General features: G+C 73.5%; 15 protein-coding genes. 9 read left to right on the top strand and 6 right to left on the bottom strand.

Features of this window, described 5'->3' with window-relative positions:
- The first annotated feature begins 12 nt into the window (after positions 1-12).
- The 4 genes from ACWDR0_RS11980 to ACWDR0_RS11965 all read left to right on the top strand — a co-directional run bounded on the left by ACWDR0_RS11980 (position 13) and on the right by ACWDR0_RS11965 (position 3,752).
- Positions 13-288, top strand: a complete 276-nt coding sequence (locus ACWDR0_RS11980) for a DUF742 domain-containing protein (protein ID WP_456351566.1) — start codon at positions 13-15, stop codon at positions 286-288.
- Entirely contained in the window at positions 263-868 is a 606-nt protein-coding gene (locus tag ACWDR0_RS11975) for a GTP-binding protein (protein WP_456351529.1), read from the top strand. The genes ACWDR0_RS11980 and ACWDR0_RS11975 overlap by 26 nt, the downstream gene beginning before the upstream one ends.
- Positions 869-1,002: 134 nt before the next feature.
- A complete protein-coding gene (locus tag ACWDR0_RS11970; protein WP_456351528.1) occupies positions 1,003-2,490 on the top strand; it encodes a cytochrome P450 in 1,488 nt (495 codons plus the stop codon).
- A 2-nt stretch (positions 2,491-2,492) separates the two neighbouring features.
- A complete protein-coding gene (locus ACWDR0_RS11965) occupies positions 2,493-3,752 on the top strand; it encodes a cytochrome P450 family protein (RefSeq protein WP_456351527.1) in 1,260 nt (419 codons plus the stop codon).
- Positions 3,753-3,924: 172 nt separating this feature from the next.
- On the opposite strand, the gene ACWDR0_RS11960 is transcribed toward ACWDR0_RS11965, so the two are convergent.
- Positions 3,925-5,622, bottom strand: a complete 1,698-nt coding sequence (locus tag ACWDR0_RS11960) for a FadD3 family acyl-CoA ligase (RefSeq protein ID WP_456351526.1) — start codon at positions 5,620-5,622, stop codon at positions 3,925-3,927.
- Between the two features lie 280 nt (positions 5,623-5,902).
- Between ACWDR0_RS11960 and ACWDR0_RS11955 the strand changes: the two genes are divergently transcribed.
- From ACWDR0_RS11955 to ACWDR0_RS11945, 3 genes are read left to right on the top strand one after another with little or no spacing between them, the layout of a single operon-like run.
- A complete protein-coding gene (locus ACWDR0_RS11955) occupies positions 5,903-7,051 on the top strand; it encodes a lipid-transfer protein (RefSeq protein WP_456351525.1) in 1,149 nt (382 codons plus the stop codon).
- An 8-nt stretch (positions 7,052-7,059) separates the two neighbouring features.
- Positions 7,060-7,497: a Zn-ribbon domain-containing OB-fold protein gene (locus ACWDR0_RS11950; protein ID WP_456351524.1), complete on the top strand. Its 438-nt coding sequence runs from the start codon at positions 7,060-7,062 to the stop codon at positions 7,495-7,497.
- Positions 7,498-7,544: 47 nt separating this feature from the next.
- A complete protein-coding gene (locus tag ACWDR0_RS11945) occupies positions 7,545-8,348 on the top strand; it encodes an enoyl-CoA hydratase/isomerase family protein (RefSeq protein ID WP_456351565.1) in 804 nt (267 codons plus the stop codon).
- A 147-nt stretch (positions 8,349-8,495) separates the two neighbouring features.
- Here the strand turns inward: ACWDR0_RS11945 and ACWDR0_RS11940 are convergent, their stop codons facing one another.
- Positions 8,496-9,683 carry a serine hydrolase domain-containing protein gene (locus tag ACWDR0_RS11940; RefSeq protein ID WP_456351523.1) on the bottom strand — a complete coding sequence of 396 codons (1,188 nt, stop codon included), beginning with the start codon at positions 9,681-9,683 and terminating at the stop codon, positions 8,496-8,498.
- Positions 9,684-10,220: 537 nt separating this feature from the next.
- The gene (locus ACWDR0_RS11935) at positions 10,221-12,692 is read right to left on the bottom strand and encodes an outer membrane protein assembly factor BamB family protein (protein ID WP_456351522.1); all 2,472 of its coding nucleotides are present in this window, start codon (positions 12,690-12,692) and stop codon (positions 10,221-10,223) included.
- Between the two features lie 632 nt (positions 12,693-13,324).
- Between ACWDR0_RS11935 and ACWDR0_RS11930 the strand changes: the two genes are divergently transcribed.
- Positions 13,325-13,972, top strand: a complete 648-nt coding sequence (locus ACWDR0_RS11930; RefSeq protein ID WP_456351521.1) for a TetR family transcriptional regulator — start codon at positions 13,325-13,327, stop codon at positions 13,970-13,972.
- Positions 13,973-14,269: 297 nt separating this feature from the next.
- Here ACWDR0_RS11930 and ACWDR0_RS11925 read toward each other — a convergent pair whose 3' ends face one another.
- From ACWDR0_RS11925 to ACWDR0_RS11915, 3 genes are all read right to left on the bottom strand, one after another.
- On the bottom strand, positions 14,270-15,007 hold the full coding sequence (locus tag ACWDR0_RS11925; protein WP_456351520.1) for a L,D-transpeptidase family protein: 738 nt from the start codon (positions 15,005-15,007) through the stop codon (positions 14,270-14,272).
- Positions 15,008-15,167: 160 nt separating this feature from the next.
- Positions 15,168-15,812, bottom strand: a complete 645-nt coding sequence (locus ACWDR0_RS11920; RefSeq protein WP_456351519.1) for a hypothetical protein — start codon at positions 15,810-15,812, stop codon at positions 15,168-15,170.
- Positions 15,813-16,098: 286 nt separating this feature from the next.
- Positions 16,099-20,376 (bottom strand): SpaA isopeptide-forming pilin-related protein, encoded by a 4,278-nt coding sequence (locus tag ACWDR0_RS11915; RefSeq protein ID WP_456351518.1) that lies wholly within the window; start codon positions 20,374-20,376, stop codon positions 16,099-16,101.
- A 366-nt stretch (positions 20,377-20,742) separates the two neighbouring features.
- On the opposite strand from ACWDR0_RS11915, the gene ACWDR0_RS11910 reads away from it, so the two are divergent.
- A complete protein-coding gene (locus ACWDR0_RS11910; RefSeq protein ID WP_456351517.1) occupies positions 20,743-21,813 on the top strand; it encodes a phosphotransferase family protein in 1,071 nt (356 codons plus the stop codon).
- The last annotated feature ends 58 nt before the right edge of the window (positions 21,814-21,871 follow it).

The following is a 21,871-nucleotide window of genomic DNA, read 5'->3' as shown; positions in this document are numbered from 1 at the left end:
CCGGAGTACGGAGTGCCGTTACCGCCACCCGCGGTCTCCGGCCCCGGGGTGCCGCCCGGGCTGCCCGCCGCCCAGGAGGCGCTGCTCCGGGTACTTGACGGAGGCTCCCTCACCGTCGTCGAAGTGGCCGCCCTCCTCGGGCTGCCCGTCTCAGCCGTACGCGTACTCGCCGCCCATCTCATCGACCGGGGGCTGGTCCGCGCCCGGCCGCCCATCCCCTGCGCAGCCCTGCCCGCGCCCGATCTGTTGAAGCGAGTGGTCGATGGCCTCCGCGCCCTCAAGCTCTAGGAAAGACTCCGGCGGCCTGCATCTGCCGGACTCCACCCGCGAGCTGGTGAAGATCCTGGTCGTCGGGCCCTTCGGGGTCGGCAAGACCACCCTGATCGACTCGGTGTCCGAGATCCGCCCGCTGCACACCGAGGAGCAGCTCACCGAGGCCTCGGTGGCGGTGGACGATCTCGCCGGGGTCCGGGACAAGACGACCACGACCGTCGCCATCGACTTCGGCCGGATCTCCCTCGACGGCGGCATCGTCCTCTATCTCTTCGGCACCCCCGGGCAGGAACGATTCCGTAGCCTCTGGGCGGATATCGCCCTGGGCGCTCTGGGCGCCCTCGTCCTGGTGGACACCCGGCGCATCGACGCCTCCTTCGAGGTGCTCGGGATGGTCGAGGAGAGCGGGCTGCCGTACGCGGTGGCGCTGAACACCTTCCCGGACGCCCTGGCCCACACCGACGACGAGCTGAGGCGCGCGCTGGACCTGGAGGCGGCGACCCCGATGGTGCGGTGCGACGCCCGGGACCGCAACTCCTCCGTCGACGCCCTGCTCGCGCTCGTCGAGCATCTGCTGACGCTCACGCCCCCGTAGAACGCCCGCGTCGCAGAACGCCCGCACAGCCCGCCCGCGCGGAGCCGCCCCGTGGAACACCCGCGTGGAACACCCCGCACACGGACCGTCAGAGCACACCCTCGCCCTCAGCCCGCGGACGGAGATCCGGCCCCTTGAACCAACCCCCCACTTCCTCCTGCCCCTACGAGCCGCACCCCTCCGGCACCTCCGCCACCGGGCACACTCCCGAAGCCACCGAAGCCACCGGCACCGGTGATACCCCGGAGCCCGTCCGCCTCTGGGAGGACGGTTTCGCCGCCGATCCGCACGCCTACTACGAAGCGCTGCGCGCCCAGGGCCCGGTCGGTGTCGCCGAACTCGCCCCCGGTGTACCCGCGTACGTCGTCACCGACCGGCGGGCCGCCCTCGACCTCCTCCACGACGACGCGACCTGGTCCCGCGATCCGCGCCCCTGGGAGGCCACGGTCCCGGAGGACCACCACCTCCTCGGCATGATGCGCTGGCGTCCCAACGCCCTCTTCGCCGACGGCGCCGTGCATGTCCGCTACCGGCGGGCCCTGGTCGACTCCTTCGGCCTGGTGGAACCCCACGATCTGCGCGAACGGGTGCACAGGGCCGTCGACATACTCGTGTCACAGATCGGCCCCGCGGGCCGCGCCGATCTGGTGTCCGAGTTCTCCCGCCCGCTGATGTCGCTGATCTTCAACAGCCTCTTCGGGCTCCCGGACAGCTCCAGCGACCGCCTCCACACCTCCCTCGCCAAACTCATGGAGGGCGGGGAACGTTCGGCCGAGGGGGAGGCCGAGTACGGCGCGTACGTCTTCGAACTGATCGCGGCCAAGACCGCCCGGCGCGGTGACGACCTCACCAGCTGGCTGCTCGACCACCCCCTGGGGCTGAGCCGGGAGGAGGTCACCTGGCAGGTCTTCCTCTCCCTGGGCGCGGGCCATGAGCCCACCTCCAACCTGGTCTCCAACGCGCTCTCCCGGATCCTCGGCAACCCGGCCTACTACTCGACCCTGACCAGCGGTTCACGGCCGGTGATGGACGCGGTGCTGGAGGTGCTGCGCTACGAGACGCCGCTCGCGAACTACGGCATCTACTACGCCAGGGAGTCAGTCGCCTTCCACGGGGTATGGGTACGTGCGGCGGTGCCCGTCGTCGTCTCGTACGGCGCGCTCGGCCACTTCGCGGAACGGGAGCACGGGGGTGCCCACCACCCGCACGACGCCTCGCATCTGTCGTGGTCGGCGGGCGAGCACGCCTGTCCCGTGAAGCAGCACACGCTGCTCATCGCCACCGAGGCGATCGAACGGCTGACCCAATGGCTCCCGGACCTCGAACCCCTGCTGCCCCGTCCCCGGCTCACCTGGCGTCCCGGCCCCTTCCACCGCTCGCTCACCGCCCTGCCGGTGCGATTCTCGCCGCGGGCGCCCGACACCGAACAGGAACGCACCCTGCGGATCCCCCGGACCCCGGGGCCCGCGGAGACCGCTCCCCCCTCCCCCCGGCGGGGTGCCGCCCGCACCGGCGCTCCGTACACCGGCGTCCGCCACCATCCGGACCCCGGTCCTTCCGGTGCCATCAGCACCGTCCCCGGCCCCACTCACACCGACGCACATCACGAGTCAGGAGTCTGAGGATGACCGCGACCGAGACCGGGACGGAGTCCCCGGCCGAACAGCTCCCCGTCGCCATCGACCCCTTCGGCGCCGACATTCCGGCCGAGAGCGCCAGGCTGCGCGCGCTGGGCCCCGTCGTCCCCGTCGAACTGCCCGGCGGCATCCCGGCCTGGGCGCCGACGTCGTACCACCTGCTCCGGACCCTGATCCTGGATCCCCGGGTCAGCAAGGACCCCCGGAAACACTGGTCCAGGTTCGGCGAGGTCACGGCCCATCCGTCCTGGCACTGGATCCTGGGCTGGGTGGGGGTGGTCAATATGCTGTCGACGTACGGCCCCGACCACACCCGGCTGCGGAAACTGGTCGCGCCCAGCTTCACCGCCCGCCGCACCGAGGCGATGCGCCCGCGCGTCGAGTCGGTCACGGAGGACCTGCTCACGGCGCTCGGCGAGGCAGCGGACGGCGGCGGTCCGGTCGATCTGCGGGCCGCCTACGCCCAGCCGCTGCCGATGCGGATCATCTGCGAGCTGTTCGGTGTGCCGGAGCATCTGGTGGGCGACGTCGGCCGGATGATCACCGCGATCATCGACACCACCGACCCCAGCCCGGAGCACGCGGCCTCGGTGCAGCGGCAGATCGGTACGGTGCTGCCCGCGCTGATCGCCTACAAGGCCGGGAATCCCGGCGACGACATGACCACCGAGCTGATCCGGGTCCGCGACGAGGAGGGCGGCCGGCTCAGCGACGAGGAACTGCTCTACACCCTGCTGCTGGTGATCGGCGCGGGCTACGAGACGACCGTCAATCTGATCGGGAACGCGGTGGTGCTGCTGCTGAGCCACCCCGAGCAGCTCGCGGCCGTCCGGTCGGGCGAGATCGGCTGGGAGTCGGTGGTGGACGAGGTGCTGCGGGTGGCTCCGTCGATCGCCAGTCTGCCGCTGCGGTTCGCGGTCACCGATCTCGATATCGCGGGCGTCACCATCCCGGCGGGCGACGCGATCCTGACGACGTACGCCGCCGCGGGGTACGACCCGGAGCACTACGGCGACGACGCGACGGCCTTCGACGCCCGGCGCGGCGCCGACGACTCCCTCGCCTTCGGGATCGGGGTGCACCGCTGCATCGGGGCGCCGCTGGCCCGGGTGGAGGCGCTGACCGCGCTGCCGCGGCTCTTCGAGCGCTTCCCCCGGATGCGGCTCGCGGTGCCGCCGGAGGAGTTGAAGCAGGTGCCGTCGTTCATCGCGTACGGCTGGCGGGAGATCCCGCTCGTCCTGCGGTAGCGGTACGGCTCCGCTCCGGGCCGGCCGGTACGGGCCCGGGGGCGTACGGTCCAAACCCGAGTCGGCCGGGCGACCCAGGGCGTACGGTCCGGGCCGTCGGCTGGTCCGGGCCCGGGGCACGGTTCCCCGGGCGAGGCCCCCGGGCGCGCCGCCCGGCCGCGGTGCCCCGGCGTCAGCCGGGGCCCGCGGCCGCCCGGCGGCGCAGGTCGCCCTTGAGGACCTTTCCCGAGGCGTTCCTCGGGAGTTCGGGTACGAACGCGACGGACCGCGGCACCTTGTAGTTCGCCATCTCCCGCCGGGCCCAGGCGATCAGGTCGTCGGCGGTGAGGGCGGCGCCCGGCCGACGTACGGCGTAGGCCCTGCCGACCTCGCCGAGCCGGGCGTCCGGGACGCCGATCACCGCCACGTCGGCGATATCGGGGTGGGCCCCGATGAGCTGTTCGATCTCGGCCGGATAGGCGTTGAAGCCGCCGACGATGAACATGTCCTTGATGCGGTCGGTGATCCGGAGGTTGCCGCCGTCGTCGAGGATCCCGATATCGCCGGTGCGGAGCCAGCCGTCGGCGTCGACGGCGGCCGCGGTGGCCTCCGGGTCCTCGAAGTAGCCGCTCATCACCTGGAATCCGCGCACCAGCACCTCCCCCGGCTCGCCGGGCGCGGCCCGCACCCGGACCTCGGTGCCGGGCAGGGCCCGGCCGGAGGTCCGGGCCACGGTGCCGGGGTCGTCACCGCGGCGGCACATGGTGACGAAGCCGCTGGCCTCGGAGAGCCCGTAGGCGGTCAGTACGGTGCCGACGCGCAGTTCGTCGCGGAGCCGCTCGACGAGCTGGAGCGGTACGACGGCGGCGCCGGTGACGACGAGCCGCAGCGACGACAGGTTGTAGGCGGCGCGCGCCGGATGGTCCAGCAGGGTCCGGTGGAGGGTCGGGGGTCCGGGCAGGACCGTGATCCGTTCTGCGGCGATATTGGCGAGGACGGTCTCGGTGCCGGAGACGGCCTGCGGGACCATCGTGGCACCGCGGGTGAGGCAGGCGATGATGCCCGCCTTGTAGCCGAAGGTGTGGAAGAACGGGTTGACGATGAGATAGCGGTCGTCGGCGCGGAGTCCGGCGAGTTCGCTCCAGAGGTCGTAGCAGCGGATCGTCTGGCCGTGGGTGATGACCGCGCCCTTGGGGCGGCCGGTGGTGCCGGAAGTGAAGATGATGTCGGAGGGGTCGTCCGGCGCGATGGTGTCGGCCCGCTCCCGTACCTCGTCGGCGCCTACTCCGGCCCCGGCGGCGAGGAAGTCGTCCCAGCCGAGGCAGGAGCCGGAGTCGGGCGCTCCGGCGGCGAGGACGACCGTCCGCCGCAGATGGGGGAGTTCGATGTCCGCGCGGCGCAGGGACGCGAGGTACGAGGTGCCGAGGAAGGTACCCGTGACAAAGAGCAGCCGGGCGCGGCAGCGGTTGAGCACATAGGCCGCCTCGGCGCCCTTGAAGCGGGTGTTGAGGGGGACGAGGACGGCGCCCGCGGTGACCGCGCCGAGCGCCGAGACGATCCATTCGAGGGTGTTGGGGGCCCAGACGGCGACCCGATCGCCCTTGCGGACGCCCGCGGCGATACAGGCCGCGGCGGCGCGTTCGACGCGTTCGCCGAGTGCGGCGTAGCTGACCCGGGCCCGGGTACGGCCGCCCTCGGCGACGACGGCCTCCCGCGCCCCGTACGCGGCGGCGGCCCGCCGGACCAGCCGGGGAATGGTGTCGGCCAGGGTTGCCCGCTCCGGACCGGGCCCGGACTCGGGGCGCTCCCGGCCGGGCCCGGGAGCCTCCATGCCCTCCCGGCCGGGGCCGGGGGCCTCCGGGCCCGTGCCGGTCGGACGTGCTCGCACCATCCCGTGCCTCCCGTCGTCACCGGCCGTCCGGCCCGGCCGGGCCGTCGCCCGCCCACCGTCCACCGTCCACCTGCCACCTGCCGCCTGCCGCCTGCCGCCTGCCGCCTGCCCGGCATCGTGGGCCGGGCCCCGCACCGTAGCTGACTATCCGTCAGATTAGCGGTAGCCTGACGCGCTGTCAGCAGAGGGCGGTATCCGGCAGCCCGCGCCGCCCGTCCGGCGGCCGGGCCCGCGGGCTTCCGGGCCCGGCCCCAGGGGATCGAACGGCGGAGGTGTGCCCGTGGCCGGTCTCAAGGACGCGGCGGCGATAGCCGGCATAGGCCGCACGGCCTATGCGAAACAACTGCCCGAACCGGAGCGGACGCTCGCCTGCCGGGCAATCGTCGCCGCTCTCGACGACGCCGGGATCGCCGCCTCCGAGGTGGACGCCTTCGCCTCGTACACGATGGAGGAGACCGACGAGGTCGAGATCGCCAAGGCGATCGGCGCCGGGGACGTCACCTTCTTCTCCCGGGTCGGCTACGGCGGCGGCGGCTCCTGTGCCACCCTCGCCCATCTCGCGGCCGCCGTCGCCACCGGCCAGGCGAGCGTCGGCGTCGCCTGGCGGTCCCGCAAACGCGGCAGCGGCCCCCGCCCCTGGCGGAACACCGCGGCCCAGCTCCCCACCCCCGGCCAGTGGACCCGGCCCTTCGGGCTGCTGCGGCCCGCCGACGAGATCGGCATGCTCGCCCGCCGCTATATGCACGAGTACGGCGCCACCCGCGACCATCTCTTCAATGTCGCCCTCGCCTGCCGCAACCGGGCCAACCAGAACCCGGCGGCGATGATGTACGACCGCCCGCTGACCCGGGACATGTATATGACGTCCCGCTGGATCAGCGAACCGCTCTGCCTCTTCGACAACTGTCTGGAGACCGACGGCGCCCTCGCCTGTGTCGTGGTCTCCGCCGAACGCGCCCGCGACTGCCGGCAGAAGCCCGTCTATGTCCACTCCGTCGCCCAGGGCCTGCCCGCCCAGCACCACGGCATGGTCAACTACTGGAACGACGACCCCCTCACCGGCCCCGCCTGGACCGCAGCCCGTCAACTCTGGAAGCACGCCGACTTCGGCCCCGAAGACATCGACGTCGCCCAGATATACGACGCCTTCACCCCGCTGATCCCCCTCTCCCTGGAGGGCTACGGCTTCTGCGGCCGCGGCGAGGGCGGCGCCTTCACCGAGGGCGGGGCGCTGGAGATCGGCGGCAGGCTGCCCATCAACACCGGGGGCGGCGGCCTGTCCGAGGCGTACGTCCACGGCTTCAACCTGATCACCGAGGGCGTGCTGCAACTCCGCGGCACCTCCACCGCCCAGGTGCCGTCCGCCGCGACCTGCCTGGTCACCGCGGGCGAGGGCGTGCCCACATCGGCCGTACTGCTGAGGAGCTGAGCCGACCCATGAGCCTGCTGAGTCCGGTCACCGACGAGGACGGCGCACCCTTCTGGGAGTACGCGGCCCGCGGCGAACTCCGCGTCCAGACCTGCGCCGACTGCGCCGAACCGCGCTTCCCGCCGCGGCCCTGCTGCCCGCACTGCCAGTCCTTCGACGCCGACTGGCGGCCGGTGAGCGGCCGGGGCCGGATCTGGTCGTACGTCGTCCCCCATCCGCCGCTGCTGCCCGGCTATGCCGAACTGGCCCCGTACAACGCCGTCCTCGTCGAACTCGCCGACCTGCCCCGGATCCGGCTCGTGGGCAATGTGGTGACCGCGCCCGACGCGCCCCTGGACTCGGTCGACCCGGCGAGGCTGCGGATCGGGGCGGGCGTACGGGTGGCGTTCGCGCCCCCGGACGAGCAGGGGCTGCGGCTGCCGCGCTGGCTGCTGGAGCGGCCGTGACCGGCGCCGCCGCTCCGGCCGGGGAGGACGCGGCGGGGTCCGGGGTCCTGGTCGACCGGGAGGCCGTCGCGGAGACCGGTGTCGCGGTCGTCGTCCTGGACCGGCCCGGCCGGCTCAACGCGATCGACCTGCCCGCGGCCGCCGCGCTCGCCGCGGCCTGGCGCTCCTTCCGCCACGACGACACCGTCCGGGCGGTCGTCCTCACCGGCTCCGGCACCCGGGCATTCTGCACCGGCATCGACCGCTCGGTACGGGTGCCGCAGCCCGCCTCCCCGTACAGCATCGACGATCCGCTGCTCACCGTCGGCCCCAAGGCCAACGACCTGTGGAAACCGGTGGTGGCCGCGGTCGAGGGCATGGCCTGCGGCGGGGCGTTCTATCTGCTCGGTGAGTGCGAGTTCCTGATCGCCTCCCGGACCGCGGAGTTCTTCGACCCGCATACGGCCTACGGCATGGTCAGCGCCTACGAGTCGGTGCTGCTGGCCCAGCGGATGCCGTACGGGGAAGCGGCCCGGCTGGCCCTGACCGGCACGGCGGAACGGCTCTCGGCGGCCCGTGCCCATGAGACGGGGCTGGTCTCCGAGCTGACGGAGCCCGGCGGGGCGCGGACGGCCGCGCTCCGGGCGGCCGCGGTGATCGCGGCCCAGCCGCCGCACGCGGTCCAGGGGACCGTACGGGCGCTGTGGGCCGCCCGGGAGACCGCCCGCTCCCATGCACTGGCGCTGGCCCCGCATCTGATCGCCCTGGGCAGTCTGCGGCCGGAGGAGCAGGCCCGGCTCTTCGAGGCCCGGCAGGCGGCGCGGAACGAGCAGGGTGGGGACGGCGGGCCGCCGGGCTACCGGCTGCGCTAGGCGGGCTGCGCCCGGCACAGGACGGTGACGGGCCCTGCGGCGCGTCCCAGCGGTCGCGGCGGGCGCGGCGACCGTGCGGCCGCCGGGCCCGTCACCGCGTCACCGCGTCACCCCGTCACCCCGTCACCCCGTCACCCCGTCACCCCGTCACCGGCGGGCCGCGTACCGCCAGAAGTCGCGCATCAGCTGCGGCGCGCTCGGGCCGGACAGTCCGATATTGGTGAGCAGCACCGCGACGGTGCCGGTCGACGGGGTGAAGTGGGCCGCGGTGCCGGTGCCGCCGATCCACCCGTAGCGCCCGGGTACGTTCCACGGCTCGGACGGTTCGACGTCGACGGAGCCGCCGAAGCCCCAGCCCTGGCCGTCCAGGAAGACCGCCCCGGCCCGGCGCTGGTCCGCGGTCAGATGGTCGGTGGTCATCAGCCGTACGGAGTCCGGGCGGAGGATCCGGCGGCCGTCCGGGCCCTCGCCGCGCTCCAGGAGCATCGTCAAAAAGGCCCGCAGGTCCCCGGCGGTGCCCGTCAGACCTCCGGAGCCGGAGGCGAACGCGGGCTCCCGGCTCCACATGCCGTCGGGGGTGTCCCAGAGGTCCGGCTCCCCCGGCCCGGTGCCATCCGTACCGGGGGCACCCGGCCGGTAGAGGGTGGTGAAGCGGTCCAGTTTCGCCGCCGGGACGCTGAACGCGGTGTCCGTCATGCCCAGTGGCCCGAAGAGCCGCTCGGCGAGGAACTCCGCCAGGGGCTGCCCGGTGACCCGGGTGATCAGTACGCCCTGGATGTCGGAGGTGGTGTTGTAGAGGAACTGCTCGCCGGGCTGGTGGATCAGCGGGATCCGGGCGAGGGCCGCCAGCCAGGCGTCGGGGGCGGGGATGCCCTCGGGTTCGGGCGGGTTCTGCGGGAGGCCGTCGGCGAGTGCCCGGACGGCGGGCAGGGAGAAGTCCGCGGGGTATCCCCAGCCCGCGCGGGCGGTGAGCAGATCGGCGACGGTGACGGGCCGGACCGCCGGGACGGTGTCGTCGGCGGGCGCGTCCGGGGTCCGTACCACCACCGGCGCGGCCAGCTCGGGCAGCCAGCGCGCCACCGGGTCCCGCAGGGCGAGCCGCCCCTCGTCGACCAGGAGCATCACGGCCGCGGCGGTGATCGGCTTGGTGAGGGACGCGATCCGGAAGATCGTGTCGGGGGCGATGTCCGCGGGCCCGCCGAGGGTACGGCCGCCCGCGACGGCGGTCTCGGCGGCTCCGTCGCGGACGACGAGCCCGACGGCCCCGACCGCCTCCCCGCGCCGCACCCCGTCCGCCAGCAGGGCCCTCAGCCCGGTCTCCGGTGCCTCCGCCATCACGGTCTTCCTTTCGCCGTCGCCGTCGCCTGCGTATGCCGTAGCCGTACGAGAGGGGGACTGTCGCGGTCCCGGATCCTCATCGGTCTTGGGCGGGCCCGGTCCGGGCAGCCGTGCCGCCGGAACCGGCGGGCCTCGCGGATCCGCCCGTCACCGTACCTCCGGGCGGCCTGTCGCCCCGGGGACTGCGCCGGGCGTGGCGACCGAACCGGCCACCGGGCCGCGACCGCCGTCGCGGCGGCCGACCGGTCCGGGAAGATCCGCGGCCCCGCCGGAATGTGTGCGCACCCGCCCCAGAGCTGGTCGCCGTCGAGGGCATCTCCGGCCTCGGCCCGCGCCCCGGCACCCGGTTTGCCGTCCGGACGGCCGAGTTCGTCGTGACCGGACCCATCGGGCAGCCGGACCGGCCCGGCCATCGGCGGCCGCCGGGCGGGGCGTGCGGTCCGCCGCGCCCCGGCCGGACACCCGGGGCACGACGGGCTCCGGCCGGGAAGCGGGACCCCCACCACTGCTCACTCCCGGCGCCGCGCAAGCGGATCAGCGGCGGCCGGTCGCCGTGCCCTTCACCGCGTCCAGCGCGTAGACGCAGCGGTCCTTGCTGCATGCGTACACGACACCGTCCCGGACCACCGGGGAGCCGGTGATCTCGCCGCCCGTCGCCAGTTTCCACCGGAGCTGGCCGCCCGTCGCGTCCAGCGTGTACAGCACATGGTCGGCGGAGCCGAAGTGGACCCGGCCGTCCGCGGCGACGGGGGCGCCGACGACCTCGGCGCCCGCCGCGAACCGCCAGAGCGGGGTGCCGGTGACGGCGTTCAGGGTGTAGAGCGCGGAGCCGCTGCCGACATGGACGTTGCCGCCGGTGACCAGCACCGGTTCGGTGGAGGTGCGGGCCTCGGTGGCGATCCGCCAGCGGTCCTTGCCGGTGGTCGCGTCCAGGGCGTACACCGTGCCCAGATAGTCCGCGAGATAGACACCGCCGCCCGCGACCGCGGGTCCGGTGGCGAAGGCGGGCGGGGAGAGGAAGACCGCGGGTGCCTCGAAGTGCCAGCGGACCCGGCCGGTGGCGATGTCCAGGGCGATGACCCGGGTACCGGCCGAGACATAGACGAAGCCGTCGGTCGCGGGATGGACCCGGACGGGGACATTGCCGCAGGACGCGGCGTCGCCCACGGGGTACGACCAGCGTTCCGTGCCGGTACGGGCCTCCAGGGCCCGCAGCCGGGCCTCCTTCCAGACGTACACCGTGCCCCCGGCGATGACCGGGCCGCCCTCGACGGTCTCGAACTCGGACTGCGCGCCCGTCAGCTCCCAGAGCTGTTCGCCGTCGGACGCCTCCCAGGCCTGGACGCCGCCGCCGCGGGTGCCGGTGAGGACCGTGCCGCGGTCGGTCTGGAGGGAGTAGACCCAGGATTCGGTGGACAGCCGCCACCGCTCCCGGCCGTCGGCGGCGTCGAGGGCGTAGAGCGTGGGGCCGTCGGAGGCGTGGATCCGGCCGGCTTCGAGCGCCATGGACCAGGCCACGTCACGGGTCTTGAACTGACGGCGGCCGGTGCCGGTGTCGAGGGCGTGGACCTCGAAGGAGGTCACGTAGAGCAGGCCGCCGTCGACGATCGGGGTGCCCCAGACATCGTTGGACATCCGGAACCGCCAGGGCCGCCAGCGGCCGGTGCCGTCCGGCAGCAGCGACGGCGAGGAGGCGCCGGCCGGGCGGGCCGCGGCTGCCGGGGGCAGGGCCGGGGGCGGGGGCGGTGCGGTGGCGGTACCGCCGGGGTGTCCGGCGGGCGGGCGGATCCAGCCCGTGCCGGGCGGCGAGCCGGGGAGCGGCCCCAGGGCGTCCGCGACCTTGAGGCCGGGGCCGATCGGGGCGGCCACCCCGGGCAGCCGTACGGCGGCGGCGGAGGCAGCCGGGGCGGCCGGGGCGGCGGCGCCGGTCCGGGGGTCCTCCTGGCGGGCCCAGTTCGGGTTGCGGCGCGGCGGCTCCGCGGGCGGCGGGGGCACCACCTGCGGGCCGGCCTGGCGCCCGGCCTGGGCGGCGGCGGGGGCTCCGTTGTGCTGTCCGCCCTGCGGTCCGGGACCGGGCGGCAGGGCAGGTCCGGCCGCGGGGACCTGGGTGGTGCGTCCGCCGCGCCGGGCTTCGATCATCGCCGTGGCCCGCCCCGGCAGCCAGGCGGACGCCGTACCGCTGTCGTCGCCGCCGGAGGCGAAGAGATGGGGCGCCAGCTGGGCCTGGAGGTCCTCGGGCGAGGGGCGGCCGGCCGCGTCCATGCCCATGCAGGATTCGATCAGGGGCCGCAGCTCGGGCGGCAGCCCCTCCAGGTCGGGGCCCTCGCGCAGCAGCATGAACACGGTCTCCACGGGGTTGGCGCCGTGGAAGGGGGCATGGCCGGTGGCCGCGAAGACCAGCGTGGAGCCCAGCGAGAAGACATCGCTGGCGCCGGTGACGCTGCGGGAGTCCCTGGCCTGCTCGGGGGACATGTAGGCGGGGGTGCCGACGGCGACGTTCGTCATGGTCAGCCGGGTGTTGGAGACCCCGGAGGCGATACCGAAGTCGATCACCCGGGGGCCGTCCTCGACGACAAGGACGTTGGACGGCTTGAGGTCGCGGTGGACCAGTCCGGCGCCGTGGATGGACTGGAGGGCCTCGGCGATGCCCGCGGCCAGCCAGCGCACGGCCTGGGCGGGCAGCGGCCCGCACTCGTTCACTATCTCTTCCAGCGACGGCGCGGGGACATAGGCGGTGGCCAGCCAGGGCACCGCGGCCCGCGGGTCGGCGTCGACGACGGCCGCCGTGTAGAAACCGCTGACGGCCCGCGCGGCCTCGACCTCGCGGGTGAAGCGGACCCGGAAGAGCTGGTCCTCGGCGAGTTCGGTACGGACGGTTTTGATGGCCACCCGGCGGCCCGAGGCCGACCGGGCGAGATAGACCAGCCCCATGCCCCCGGCACCGAGCCGGGCCAGCACCTCGAACGGACCGATCCGTCTCGGGTCGTGCTGCGTCAGCTGTTCCATCCCTGCCACCTCCCCGTACGGGCCCCGGCTCCAGCGGGCCCGTCCTTCCCGGCCCTGCACGGCGTCACCGCCGAGCCCCGCAGCGGTCGCGCACCCCGATTCTTCCTGTCGGAGGCGGCGGTGGCGAACCCGGGGGCGGATCGGGGTGTCTCGCCCGGATCAGGGCACGCCGGGCATGCCGGAACCGCTCCGTCCCGCATCTCCGTACCCCTCCCGGTCCGGCCCGTACCGCGTCCTCCGTACGATTTCCCGCACATTCCGCGCCCCGCCGCACCCCGATTGTCGGTGAGTACGACGATTCGTCCGGTATCCGGATCACCTCGTCCCGGACGGGTCCCGGCCGGATCGCGGCGGCTTCCCCGCAGGCGGCGCGGCCGGTCCGGACGGCCCGGACGGCCGGGCGGGGCGATCACCCCCCACTGATCCTTGACGCAGAAATTGGGAAAACGGATGAGGGGGACGGAGGGAGATCCGGAGCACACCACGGACCGTGACCGCACCCCCTCCGTCCGCGCTCGAACGCGCGTTCTCAGGCTGTCCGTCCAGCCCGGCCGGGCGGGGTCCTCCGGCCCGTACACCCCATTTGCAGTCGGCCGAATCGCGCGCCGATCACCCCTCGGTAAGCTGACGGCATGACAGGACAAGTACGCACTGTCGACGGCCGAGTGGCCGGACGACGCGGCCAGGCGACGCGGCAGAAGCTGCTCGACTGCCTCGGCGAGATGCTCAGCTCATCGCCGTACCGGGACGTCAAGGTGATCGACGTGGCCCGGAAGGCGGGGACCTCCCCCGCCACCTTCTACCAGTACTTCCCCGATGTCGAAGGCGCCGTCCTCGAAATCGCCGAGGACATGGCCAAGGAAGGTGCCTCCCTGACCGGACTGGTCGCGGGGCGCTCCTGGGTCGGCAAGGCCGCCTGGCAGACGGCCGAGGAACTGGTCGACGGCTTCCTCGACTTCTGGCGGCGCAACGACGCGATCCTGCGGGTCGTCGACCTGGGGGCCGCGGAGGGCGACAAACGGTTCTACAAGATCCGGATGAAGATCCTCAACTCGGTCACCAACTCCCTGACGGACGCGGTGAAGGAGCTCCAGGCCAAGGGCCGGGTCGACAAGGACGTCAACCCCGCCGCGGTCTCCGGATCGCTGGTGGCCATGCTGGCCGCGGTGGCCTCGCACCAGAAGGGGTTCACCACCTGGGGTGTGAAGCAGGCCGAACTCCGGCCGAACCTCGCGCTCCTGGTGCATCTGGGCATCACCGGCAAGAAGCCGCTGAAGTAATCCGGAAACGTCAACTGCGGAAGAAGCCCTTCCGTCCGTTCCCGCAGTTCCACCGGCTCCACCGCCACCCCCCACCCTTCTCCACCCCCCACCTTCTTCTTCCTCCCCCCACCATCCCGCGGCGGCCCCGATTCCCATCCGGGGCCCGGTCCGCTTTCCGGGCGCGGTCCGCCTTCCGGGGCGCACGGCCTCGTGCCGCCTCTCCCGCACGGCGGAGCCCCCCGGCCGCTCCCCTCGGCCCTTGTCCGCGCTGTCCGCGCTGTCCGCGCCCTTCCGGACCCCGCGGGTCCGTGCCCGTCAGCCCTCCGTGCCGGGCTTCACGCCCCATATGTAGAGGGCGTCGCCGATCTCCAGCAGGTCCCACAGCGACGCCGCGTCGGAGAGCTTCAGATTGACGCACCCGGCCGAGCCGCCGCCGTCGTAGAGGTCGTCGAGCCGTCCGTGCAGTGCCTGTCCCTCGTCGAAGAACTGGGCGTACGGCATCGGCGCGTCGTCGTAGATGGTGGAGACGTGGTCGCGGCTGCGCCAGTAGATCTCGTGCCAGCCGAGCCGGGTCTCCTCGCTGTCCCGGCCGGTGCGGATCGGCACCGGGTTGAAGACGACGGTCCGGCCGCGCTGCACCCACAGCAGCTGACGGTCGAGGTCGACGCAGGTCACGCGGTGGTCCCGGACCGGGCAGTGGCCCGCCGCGTTCGGATTGGCCCGGGCCTGCACGGCGACCGATGTGCGGTACGTCATCAGGTTCGCGTAGCCGTCGGCGGGCTGGATGTCGTTGGCTGCCTGGAAGTTGCGGATCGCCACGCAGTCGGCGGGCGACTGGACCCCGTCCACGGGCCGCTTCAGATACTCCTCCAGGGCCCGCTGGTAGGGCCCGGTCCCCGCCGTGCAGTCGGTGACCCCCAGCGGGGCCGCGCCGGCCTCGGGGGTGCCGCCGGGCCCGGCCACGGCGACCGCCCCGGTGAGCAGCGCCACCGCGGCGGCCCCGGCTATGCCCGTGCGCTTGCTGCCGCGCTCCCCTGTCTTCGTCCGTCGCATGCGGCACTCCGTCCTGGTACGCCCCCGGATGCCCCCAGTCCACTGTTATCAGCGGGGGCCCGAACGCGCCCCGGGCGAGGGGCCGAAGAGGTGAGAAGCACAGGGGCGGCCGGGGCGGGAATCCGGTACGGGATCCCGGCACGGATACGGAGGAGACGGCCTACCGGCCGCCGTCCCGGACCAGCAGCAGATCCCGCCGCTCGGCACGGGCCGCGGCCACCCAGCCGGGCAGCCGCTCGCAGAGCAGGTACTCGGCCTCCTCGGCATCGTCCTCCCACTCGCCGTCGCCGTCGTCCCCATGGGGCAGCAGCTCCGGCCGGGAGTGGATCCGCCCCGGGTCGAGAGCGGCGAGTTCCGTCCCGATCAGGTCCAGTTCCGCGGCGGTCGCGAGGGCCGGGAAGGGCCAGGGGTCCGGATCGGGGGCACGGTCCCCGAAGGGGAACCCCCAGGGGCGGCACCAGAGGCCGGCCAGGACGGGCAGCTCCCAGGCGAGCAGGGCGCGCCCGAGGAGATGCCAGCGGCGGCCGGGGAGGGTGTGGGCGCCGACCGGGACACCGGCGGTGGGGCCGAGCAGCTCCAGCAGCCAGGTGTAGCCGCCGGGGCGGGTGGGGTCGGGGCGTCCGGCGGCGATGTCCCGGAGCGCGGCGGCCGCCTCCCCGGGGTCATGGGCCCGTAGCAGGGTGCCGGCCGCGGGGCCGTCGATCGCGGCGACCGCGGCCCGTACGAAGGAGTCGTCGTCCGAGCCGACGAGCGCGGCGAAGGCGGCGGAGTCGACGGCGAAGGCGGAGAGGTACTGTTCGGCCATCCGGCCATGGTGGACCGGCGGGGCGCGGCGCGTGAAGGTTTCCGCGGGACGCCGGACCGCGAGAGCACCGGGGCACCGGACCGCCAGGGCCACCGGCCCGCCGTCGGGACCGCCGGGACACCGGGACACCAGCACCGGCACCGGCACCGGCACCGGCACCGGCACCGGAAACGTACGGTCACCGGCCCCGGGAAACGGGAACGCGAGAGCGCGGACGCCCGGTGGTGATCCGGTGCGTCCGCGCTCCCGTCAACGCTCGGTATTCGGTTGTCCTACGGGCGGGCGGTTACTTCTTGCCCTTGCCGCCCTTGCCCTTGCCGGGCTCGCCACGCTTGTTGGCGACCTCGACATGAACGGGCTGGTCGGCGTTGTCCGCCGTGATGGTGAACGGACCCTTCACGGGGTTGTCCGGCAGGACGTAGCCCTCGGGCACATCCGTCTCCAGCAGGTAGTACGTCCCGAGCGGCAACTCGTCGAACGTGCAGTTGCCGGAGCGGTCCGTGGCGCAGCCGGGGCCGGCCATGGTGTCGGGCGGGGTGCCGTTGAGCGCCCTGGTCTGGAGACCGGCGAAGCCGTTGGTCTCCTCCCACAGCTCGAACACCGCGCCCGCGAGGGGCCTGCCGGTCTTGGCGTCGGTCTTGTGGACGTCGATCTCGCCGGTGGGCGGGGTCGGCGTCCGGGTGTTCTCGGCGGTGACGGACACGCCCTGCGGGGCGTTCTCGGCCGTCAGCGTGAGCGGGAAGACCGGGTTCGCCGGCAGGTCGTAACCCGCCGGGGCCTGCGTCTCCTGCCAGTAGTACTGGCCCACCTCGACCGTGGCCGTGCAGGTGCCGTTCGCGGGCGTCGTGCAGGGGCTGCCGATCGTGGTGTCCGGGTTGATACCGATGGTCTGGAGACCGGGAACCCCGTTGGTCTCCTCCCAGAGCTGGAACACCGCACCCGCGAGCGGGGCGTCCGTCTCCGAGTCCACCTTCACCACGGAGACATCACCGCGGACCGGCGGCGTCTGCGTGTTCTCCGCCGTCACCGTCACCCCGCCCGGAATCTCGTTCTCGGTGAGGATGACCGGGAACACCGGGTCGGCCGGCAGGTCGTAACCCGCCGGGGCGGCGGTCTCGCGCCAGTAGTACGTCCCCGGGACGACGTCCCGGCTGCACCGGCCGTTGGCACCCGTGGTGCACGAGGGGCTGAGCTGCGTGTCCGGGTTCATCCCCGCGACCTGGAGACCGGGAACCCCGTTCGTCTCCTGCCACAGCTCGAACACCGCACCCGCGAGCGGGTCGCCCGACTCCGAGTCGACCTTCACCACGGTGACCGGCGCTTCGCCGGGCGGGGTGGCGGTGTTCTCGGCGGTGACGGTCACGCCCTGCGGGGCGTTCTCGGCCGTCAGCGTGAGCGGGAAGACCGGGTTGGCCGGCAGGTCGTAACCGTTCGGCGCCTGGGTCTCCTGCCAGTAGTACTGGCCCACCTCGGCGGTCTCGGTGCAGGTGCCGTTGGCGGGCGTCGTGCACGGAGCGCCGATGGAGGTGTCCGGGTTGATACCGGTGGTCTGGAGACCGGGAACGCCGTTGGTCTCCTTCCAGAGCTGGAACACCGCGCCCGCGAGCGGGGCGTCCGTCGCCGAGTCGACCTTGAGCACCGAGACATCACCGCGGACCGGCGGCGTCTGGGTGTTCTCCGCGGTCACCGTCACACCGCCCGGAATCTCTTCCTCGGTGAGCGTGATCGGGAAGACCGGGTTCGCCGGGAGGTCGTAGCCCGCCGGGGCCTGCGTCTCCTGCCAGTAGTACTGGCCCACCTGGACGGTGGCGGAGCAGGTGCCGTTGGCGGGCGTCGTGCACGGGCTGCCGACGGAGGTGTCGGGGTTCCCGCCCGTGGTCTGGAGACCGGGGATCCCGTTCGTCTCCCGCCAGAGCTGGAACACCGCGCCCGCGAGCGGGTCGCCGGTCACCGAGTCCTGCTTGACGACCCGTACCGGTGCCTCGCCGGGAGGCGTCCGGACGTTCTCCGCGACGACGGAGACGCCTTCGGCCGCGTTCTCCTCGGTGAGGACCAGCGGGCCGAAGACCGGGTTGAGCGGCAGGTCGTAGCCGGGCGGGGCCGCGGTCTCCTGCCAGTAGTACTGACCGGTCTCGACGGTCCGGGTGCAGGTGCCGTTCGCGGGCGTCGTGCACGGGGTGCCGATCGTGGAGTCCGGGTTGATACCGGTGGTCTGGAGACCGGGAACCCCGTTCGTCTCCTCCCACAGCTGGAACACACCGCCCGCGAGCGGAGCGCCCGTCACCGAGTCCTCCTTGACGACGGAGACGTCGCCGAGGACGGGCTCGGGAATCGCGACGTTCTCGGCGGTGACCGAGACTCCGCCCGGGATGTCCTGCTCGGTGAGCGTGAGCGGGAAGACCGGGTTCGCCGGGAGCTGGTAGCCCGCCGGAGCCGTGATCTCGACCCAGTAGTACGTACCGGCGACGACGTCACGGCTGCACCGGCCGTCCGCGCCGGTCGTGCAGTCCGGGTTGACCTTGGTGTCCGGGGTCATTCCGGTGGTCTGGAGGCCGGGGATCCCGTTGGTCTCCTGCCAGAACTGGAAGACGGCGCCCGCGAGCGGGGCGTTCGTCTCCGAGTCGACCTTGACGACGGTCACCGGGCCCTCGCCGGGAGGTACCGGGGTCTCGGTGTTGGTGACGGCGACGCTCACACCTGTGGAGGCGTTCTCCTCGGTGAGGGTGAGCGGGAAGACCGTCGTGGCGGGCAGGTCGTAGCCGGGCGGGGCCGAGACCTCGCGCCAGTAGTACGTGCCCAGCGGCACGATCCGGGAGCACTCGCCGACCACGTCGGTGGTGCAGTCCGGCGGGAGCTGGGTGTCCGGGTCGGCGCCGGCGGTCTGGAGACCGGGTACGCCGTTGGTCTCCTGCCACAGCTCGAAGATCGCCCCGGCGAGCGGCAGGCCCGTCTCCGAGTCGGTCTTCTCGACGGAGATCTCACCGGTGACCGGGGTCCGGCTGTTGTCGGCCGTGACGGTCACGCCGTCCGGTACGTCGTCGGCGGTCAGGACCACCGGGAAGACCGGGTTGGCGGGCAGGTCGTAGCCGGGCGGGGCCGCGGTCTCCTGCCAGTAGTACGTACCGGGGACGACGGTCTGCGAGCAGGTGCCGTCGACGCCGGTCACACAGGGGGAGCCGACCTGGTCGTCGGGGGAGACGCCGGTGGTCTGGAGGCCCGGAACGCCGTTGGACTCCTCCCACAGCTGGAAGGTGGCACCGGCCAGCGGGAGGCCCGTGGTGGCGTCCTCCTTGACCACCCGCACCGGGGCGGTCGGGACCGGGGTGGAGCAGTCCGGCAGGTCACCGTTGAACGGGTACGCGTGGAACTCCTGGCCACCGCCGGCCCCGACCACACTGGTGTGGGTGATGTTGCCGGTGGAGAAGAAGCGGCCGTTGGTGCCCGGGAGGGTGACGGTCGTGTTCGACGACTGGTTGCCGACCAGGACGCTGCCCTGGAACTGGCCGGTGCCGCGGAGGGTGACCGTCGAGGCGTCCGGGAAGTTCCACAGCAGCCGCTCGCGGAGCTGGTTGAACGGGTCCGTGTCGAACGGGCTGCCGCTGTAGGTGTTGATGGTGCGGCTGGCACCCAGCAGGTTCACCAGGATGGTGGCGTTCGCCGGGATGTTGTTGAAGACGATCCCCTGCTGTCCGCCGGTGTTCGTCTGGAGGTCGAAGTTGACGTTGAAGACCTGGAGCGCGGAGCTGCCGTCACCGGTGAAGGTGGTCTGACCGCCCTCGTTGACCGCCGTTCCGGTGGCCGGGCGCTCCCCGGTCTCGGTGCGCGCGTAGCACTGGCTGGAGGCCGTGAGCTGGTTGCGCAGCGCGGTGTAGGGGGCCGCCGCGTTGGGGTCCTGGATGGGGGTGCCCGTAACCGTGCCGGTCAGAGTGCCCGCGTAGCGGACGTTGCCGCCGTCGGCGAGCAGGCTCTGCCCGGCCGCCACGGAGACGTTGCCGCCGGTGGTGAGGAAGTCGGTGCCGTCGTCCGGGGGGACGCGGGAGCCGACGCCGACGATGCCGATGTTGTAGATGGAGCTGCCGCCCGCGGCCTTGTTCTGGTCGAAGTTGCCGAGGACGACGACCTTGCCCTCGGCCTCGGCCGCCCGCTCGCGGACATTGAAGTTGCCGCCCGCGAAGATATTGATGTTGTTGTCGCGGCCCGTGATGGGGCCGTTGTTGATCGGCGGGTACGGGTTCGGGCAGGGCGGGGTCCCCGGAATGCAGGGGCCGAGCCCGCCGGGCAGCGGGGCCCGCCGGAGCTGGGCCTTGTGGGGCTTGAAGGCACGTGCCTTGTTCCTGGCGGCCTTGCCGCCGCTCTCCTTCCCGTTCCCGGCCCGCTCCGGGGCCGCGCCCCGGTCCTGACCCGTCGGGGAGACGACGCGCTCCTCCTGGGAGGTCGGCGGCGCCGGAGCGGCCCAGGACATACCCGGGCCCAGCGCAAGCGCGGGTGCGGTCGCCGCGAGGACGGCACAGGCGACGCCTGTGGTCCGGGAGCGTTGTCGCAGCCGCGCGAGAACTGCTCGCATCACATCGGCTTCTCTCGTTAGGTGAGGTGAGTCCCGATCCGGGAATCCCCGCCCCAGGCTGATCAGGGGCATCGCGCGGGCGCGGACGACACTCCCCGGGCATCGCCCGGAAAGATCGGACAATCACCCGGGGGTGGTAGCGGCTGTGGACCTCCTGGCCCTATCGGCGCCCGGGCCCTCCGTTCTCGGACGGCAGGGGAACCGGCGGGCGCCGGGCCCGGGCACAGACGGCGGAAACCGGTCCCGGGCGCAACTGAAATTCGCTGGCGCACAGCAGCGGGCGGAGGCAGGCTCACGCGTGAACGCGGTGATCATGAACTTCCGTTCCCTGCCGCAATCCCTTCCCCGATCAGGAACGGCGCCCCCATGCACCTGTCCCCGGCCCTCGATGCCGACGCCGTACGCGCACTGCTCTCCCTGGACGGCACCCCTGTCCGGCGGGTGACGGAAGGGACCGGGCAGGCGATCTGGGCCATCGGCGACGACCGGGTGCTCCGGCTGGCGAAGGACCGGGAGACGACCCGGCGGCAACGGCGGGAGACCGCGCTGCGGGACACCCTGCGCGGACGGCTCCCGGTGCCGGTGCCGGAGACCCTGGCGAGCGGCACATGGGCGCCGGGGCTCTCGTACACCGTGGACACCCGGCTCCCGGGGGTCTCCGCGGAGGAGCGTCCGGTGTCCGGCGCGGGGGAGCTGGACCTGTCCGGGATGCTGGCGGCCCTGAGGTCGTACGGGGCGGAGCGGGTCGCGGGGGTGGAGCGGGCTGCCGGGGCCGGGCCGGGCGCGGGGGACGAGTCGGTGGGGGATGGGCCCGTGGTGGACGGGCCGGTGGTGGACGGGCTCGTGGGCGACGGGCCGGTGGTGGACGGGTCGGTCATAGGGGCCGGCGCAGGGGACGGGCCGGGCGTGGACGGGCTGCTCCGGGAACCGGTCCGCGATCCGGCCGGGCTGCGGGAGGAGGCGCTGCGCGCGGCCCGCGGACCGGCGGCGGACCTGGGGCTCGACCCCGGTCTGGTGCTGCGGCGCCTCGCCGACGTACCGCCGCCCGCCGCCCCGGACACGGCCGTACTCCTCCACAACGGGCTCACGGGCGGGCATCTGCTGACCGGGAACGACGGCGGGATCTCCGGGGTGCTCGGCTGGACGGACGCGGCGCTGGGCGATCCGGCCGAGGACATCGCCGGACTGGCGGGCTCCGTCGGGGCGGCCGCCGCCGTCCGGGCCGCGGCACTGGCCTCGTACGGGCCGGAGGTCTGTCTGCGCGGGCTCTGGCTGGCCCGCTGCGACACCCTCGCCGGGCTGGCCGCGCGACTCCGCGAATCCGGAGCCGAATCCGAACCCGGCTCCGGCTCCGGCTCCGGCTCCGGCTCCGGCTCACTGTCCCTGCTGCGGGCCCGGCGCCGCCGTGCCTGGCAGCTCACCCCGCTCGACCTGTAGGAACGCGGTCGCCAGGGGCCGTTGTCAGTGCGGTGGTGCACTATCGGGAGCGACGGGC

It is taken from the genome of Streptomyces sp. NPDC003691, from assembly GCF_053981115.1.
Note: the sequence above shows the minus strand (reverse complement) of the source record. Positions and strands in the feature narration are given on the sequence as shown.

Coding starts and splice junctions, on each gene's coding strand:
- ACWDR0_RS11950 (WP_456351524.1), top strand. CDS start 7,060: ATGAGCCTGCTGAGTCCGGTCACCGACGAGGACGGCGCACCCTTCTGG.
- ACWDR0_RS11940 (WP_456351523.1), bottom strand. CDS start 9,683: ATGGCGGAGGCACCGGAGACCGGGCTGAGGGCCCTGCTGGCGGACGGG.
- ACWDR0_RS11960 (WP_456351526.1), bottom strand. CDS start 5,622: ATGGTGCGAGCACGTCCGACCGGCACGGGCCCGGAGGCCCCCGGCCCC.
- ACWDR0_RS11930 (WP_456351521.1), top strand. CDS start 13,325: ATGACAGGACAAGTACGCACTGTCGACGGCCGAGTGGCCGGACGACGC.
- ACWDR0_RS11920 (WP_456351519.1), bottom strand. CDS start 15,812: ATGGCCGAACAGTACCTCTCCGCCTTCGCCGTCGACTCCGCCGCCTTC.
- ACWDR0_RS11925 (WP_456351520.1), bottom strand. CDS start 15,007: ATGCGACGGACGAAGACAGGGGAGCGCGGCAGCAAGCGCACGGGCATA.
- ACWDR0_RS11915 (WP_456351518.1), bottom strand. CDS start 20,376: ATGCGAGCAGTTCTCGCGCGGCTGCGACAACGCTCCCGGACCACAGGC.
- ACWDR0_RS11910 (WP_456351517.1), top strand. CDS start 20,743: ATGCACCTGTCCCCGGCCCTCGATGCCGACGCCGTACGCGCACTGCTC.
- ACWDR0_RS11965 (WP_456351527.1), top strand. CDS start 2,493: ATGACCGCGACCGAGACCGGGACGGAGTCCCCGGCCGAACAGCTCCCC.
- ACWDR0_RS11935 (WP_456351522.1), bottom strand. CDS start 12,692: ATGGAACAGCTGACGCAGCACGACCCGAGACGGATCGGTCCGTTCGAG.
- ACWDR0_RS11975 (WP_456351529.1), top strand. CDS start 263: ATGGCCTCCGCGCCCTCAAGCTCTAGGAAAGACTCCGGCGGCCTGCAT.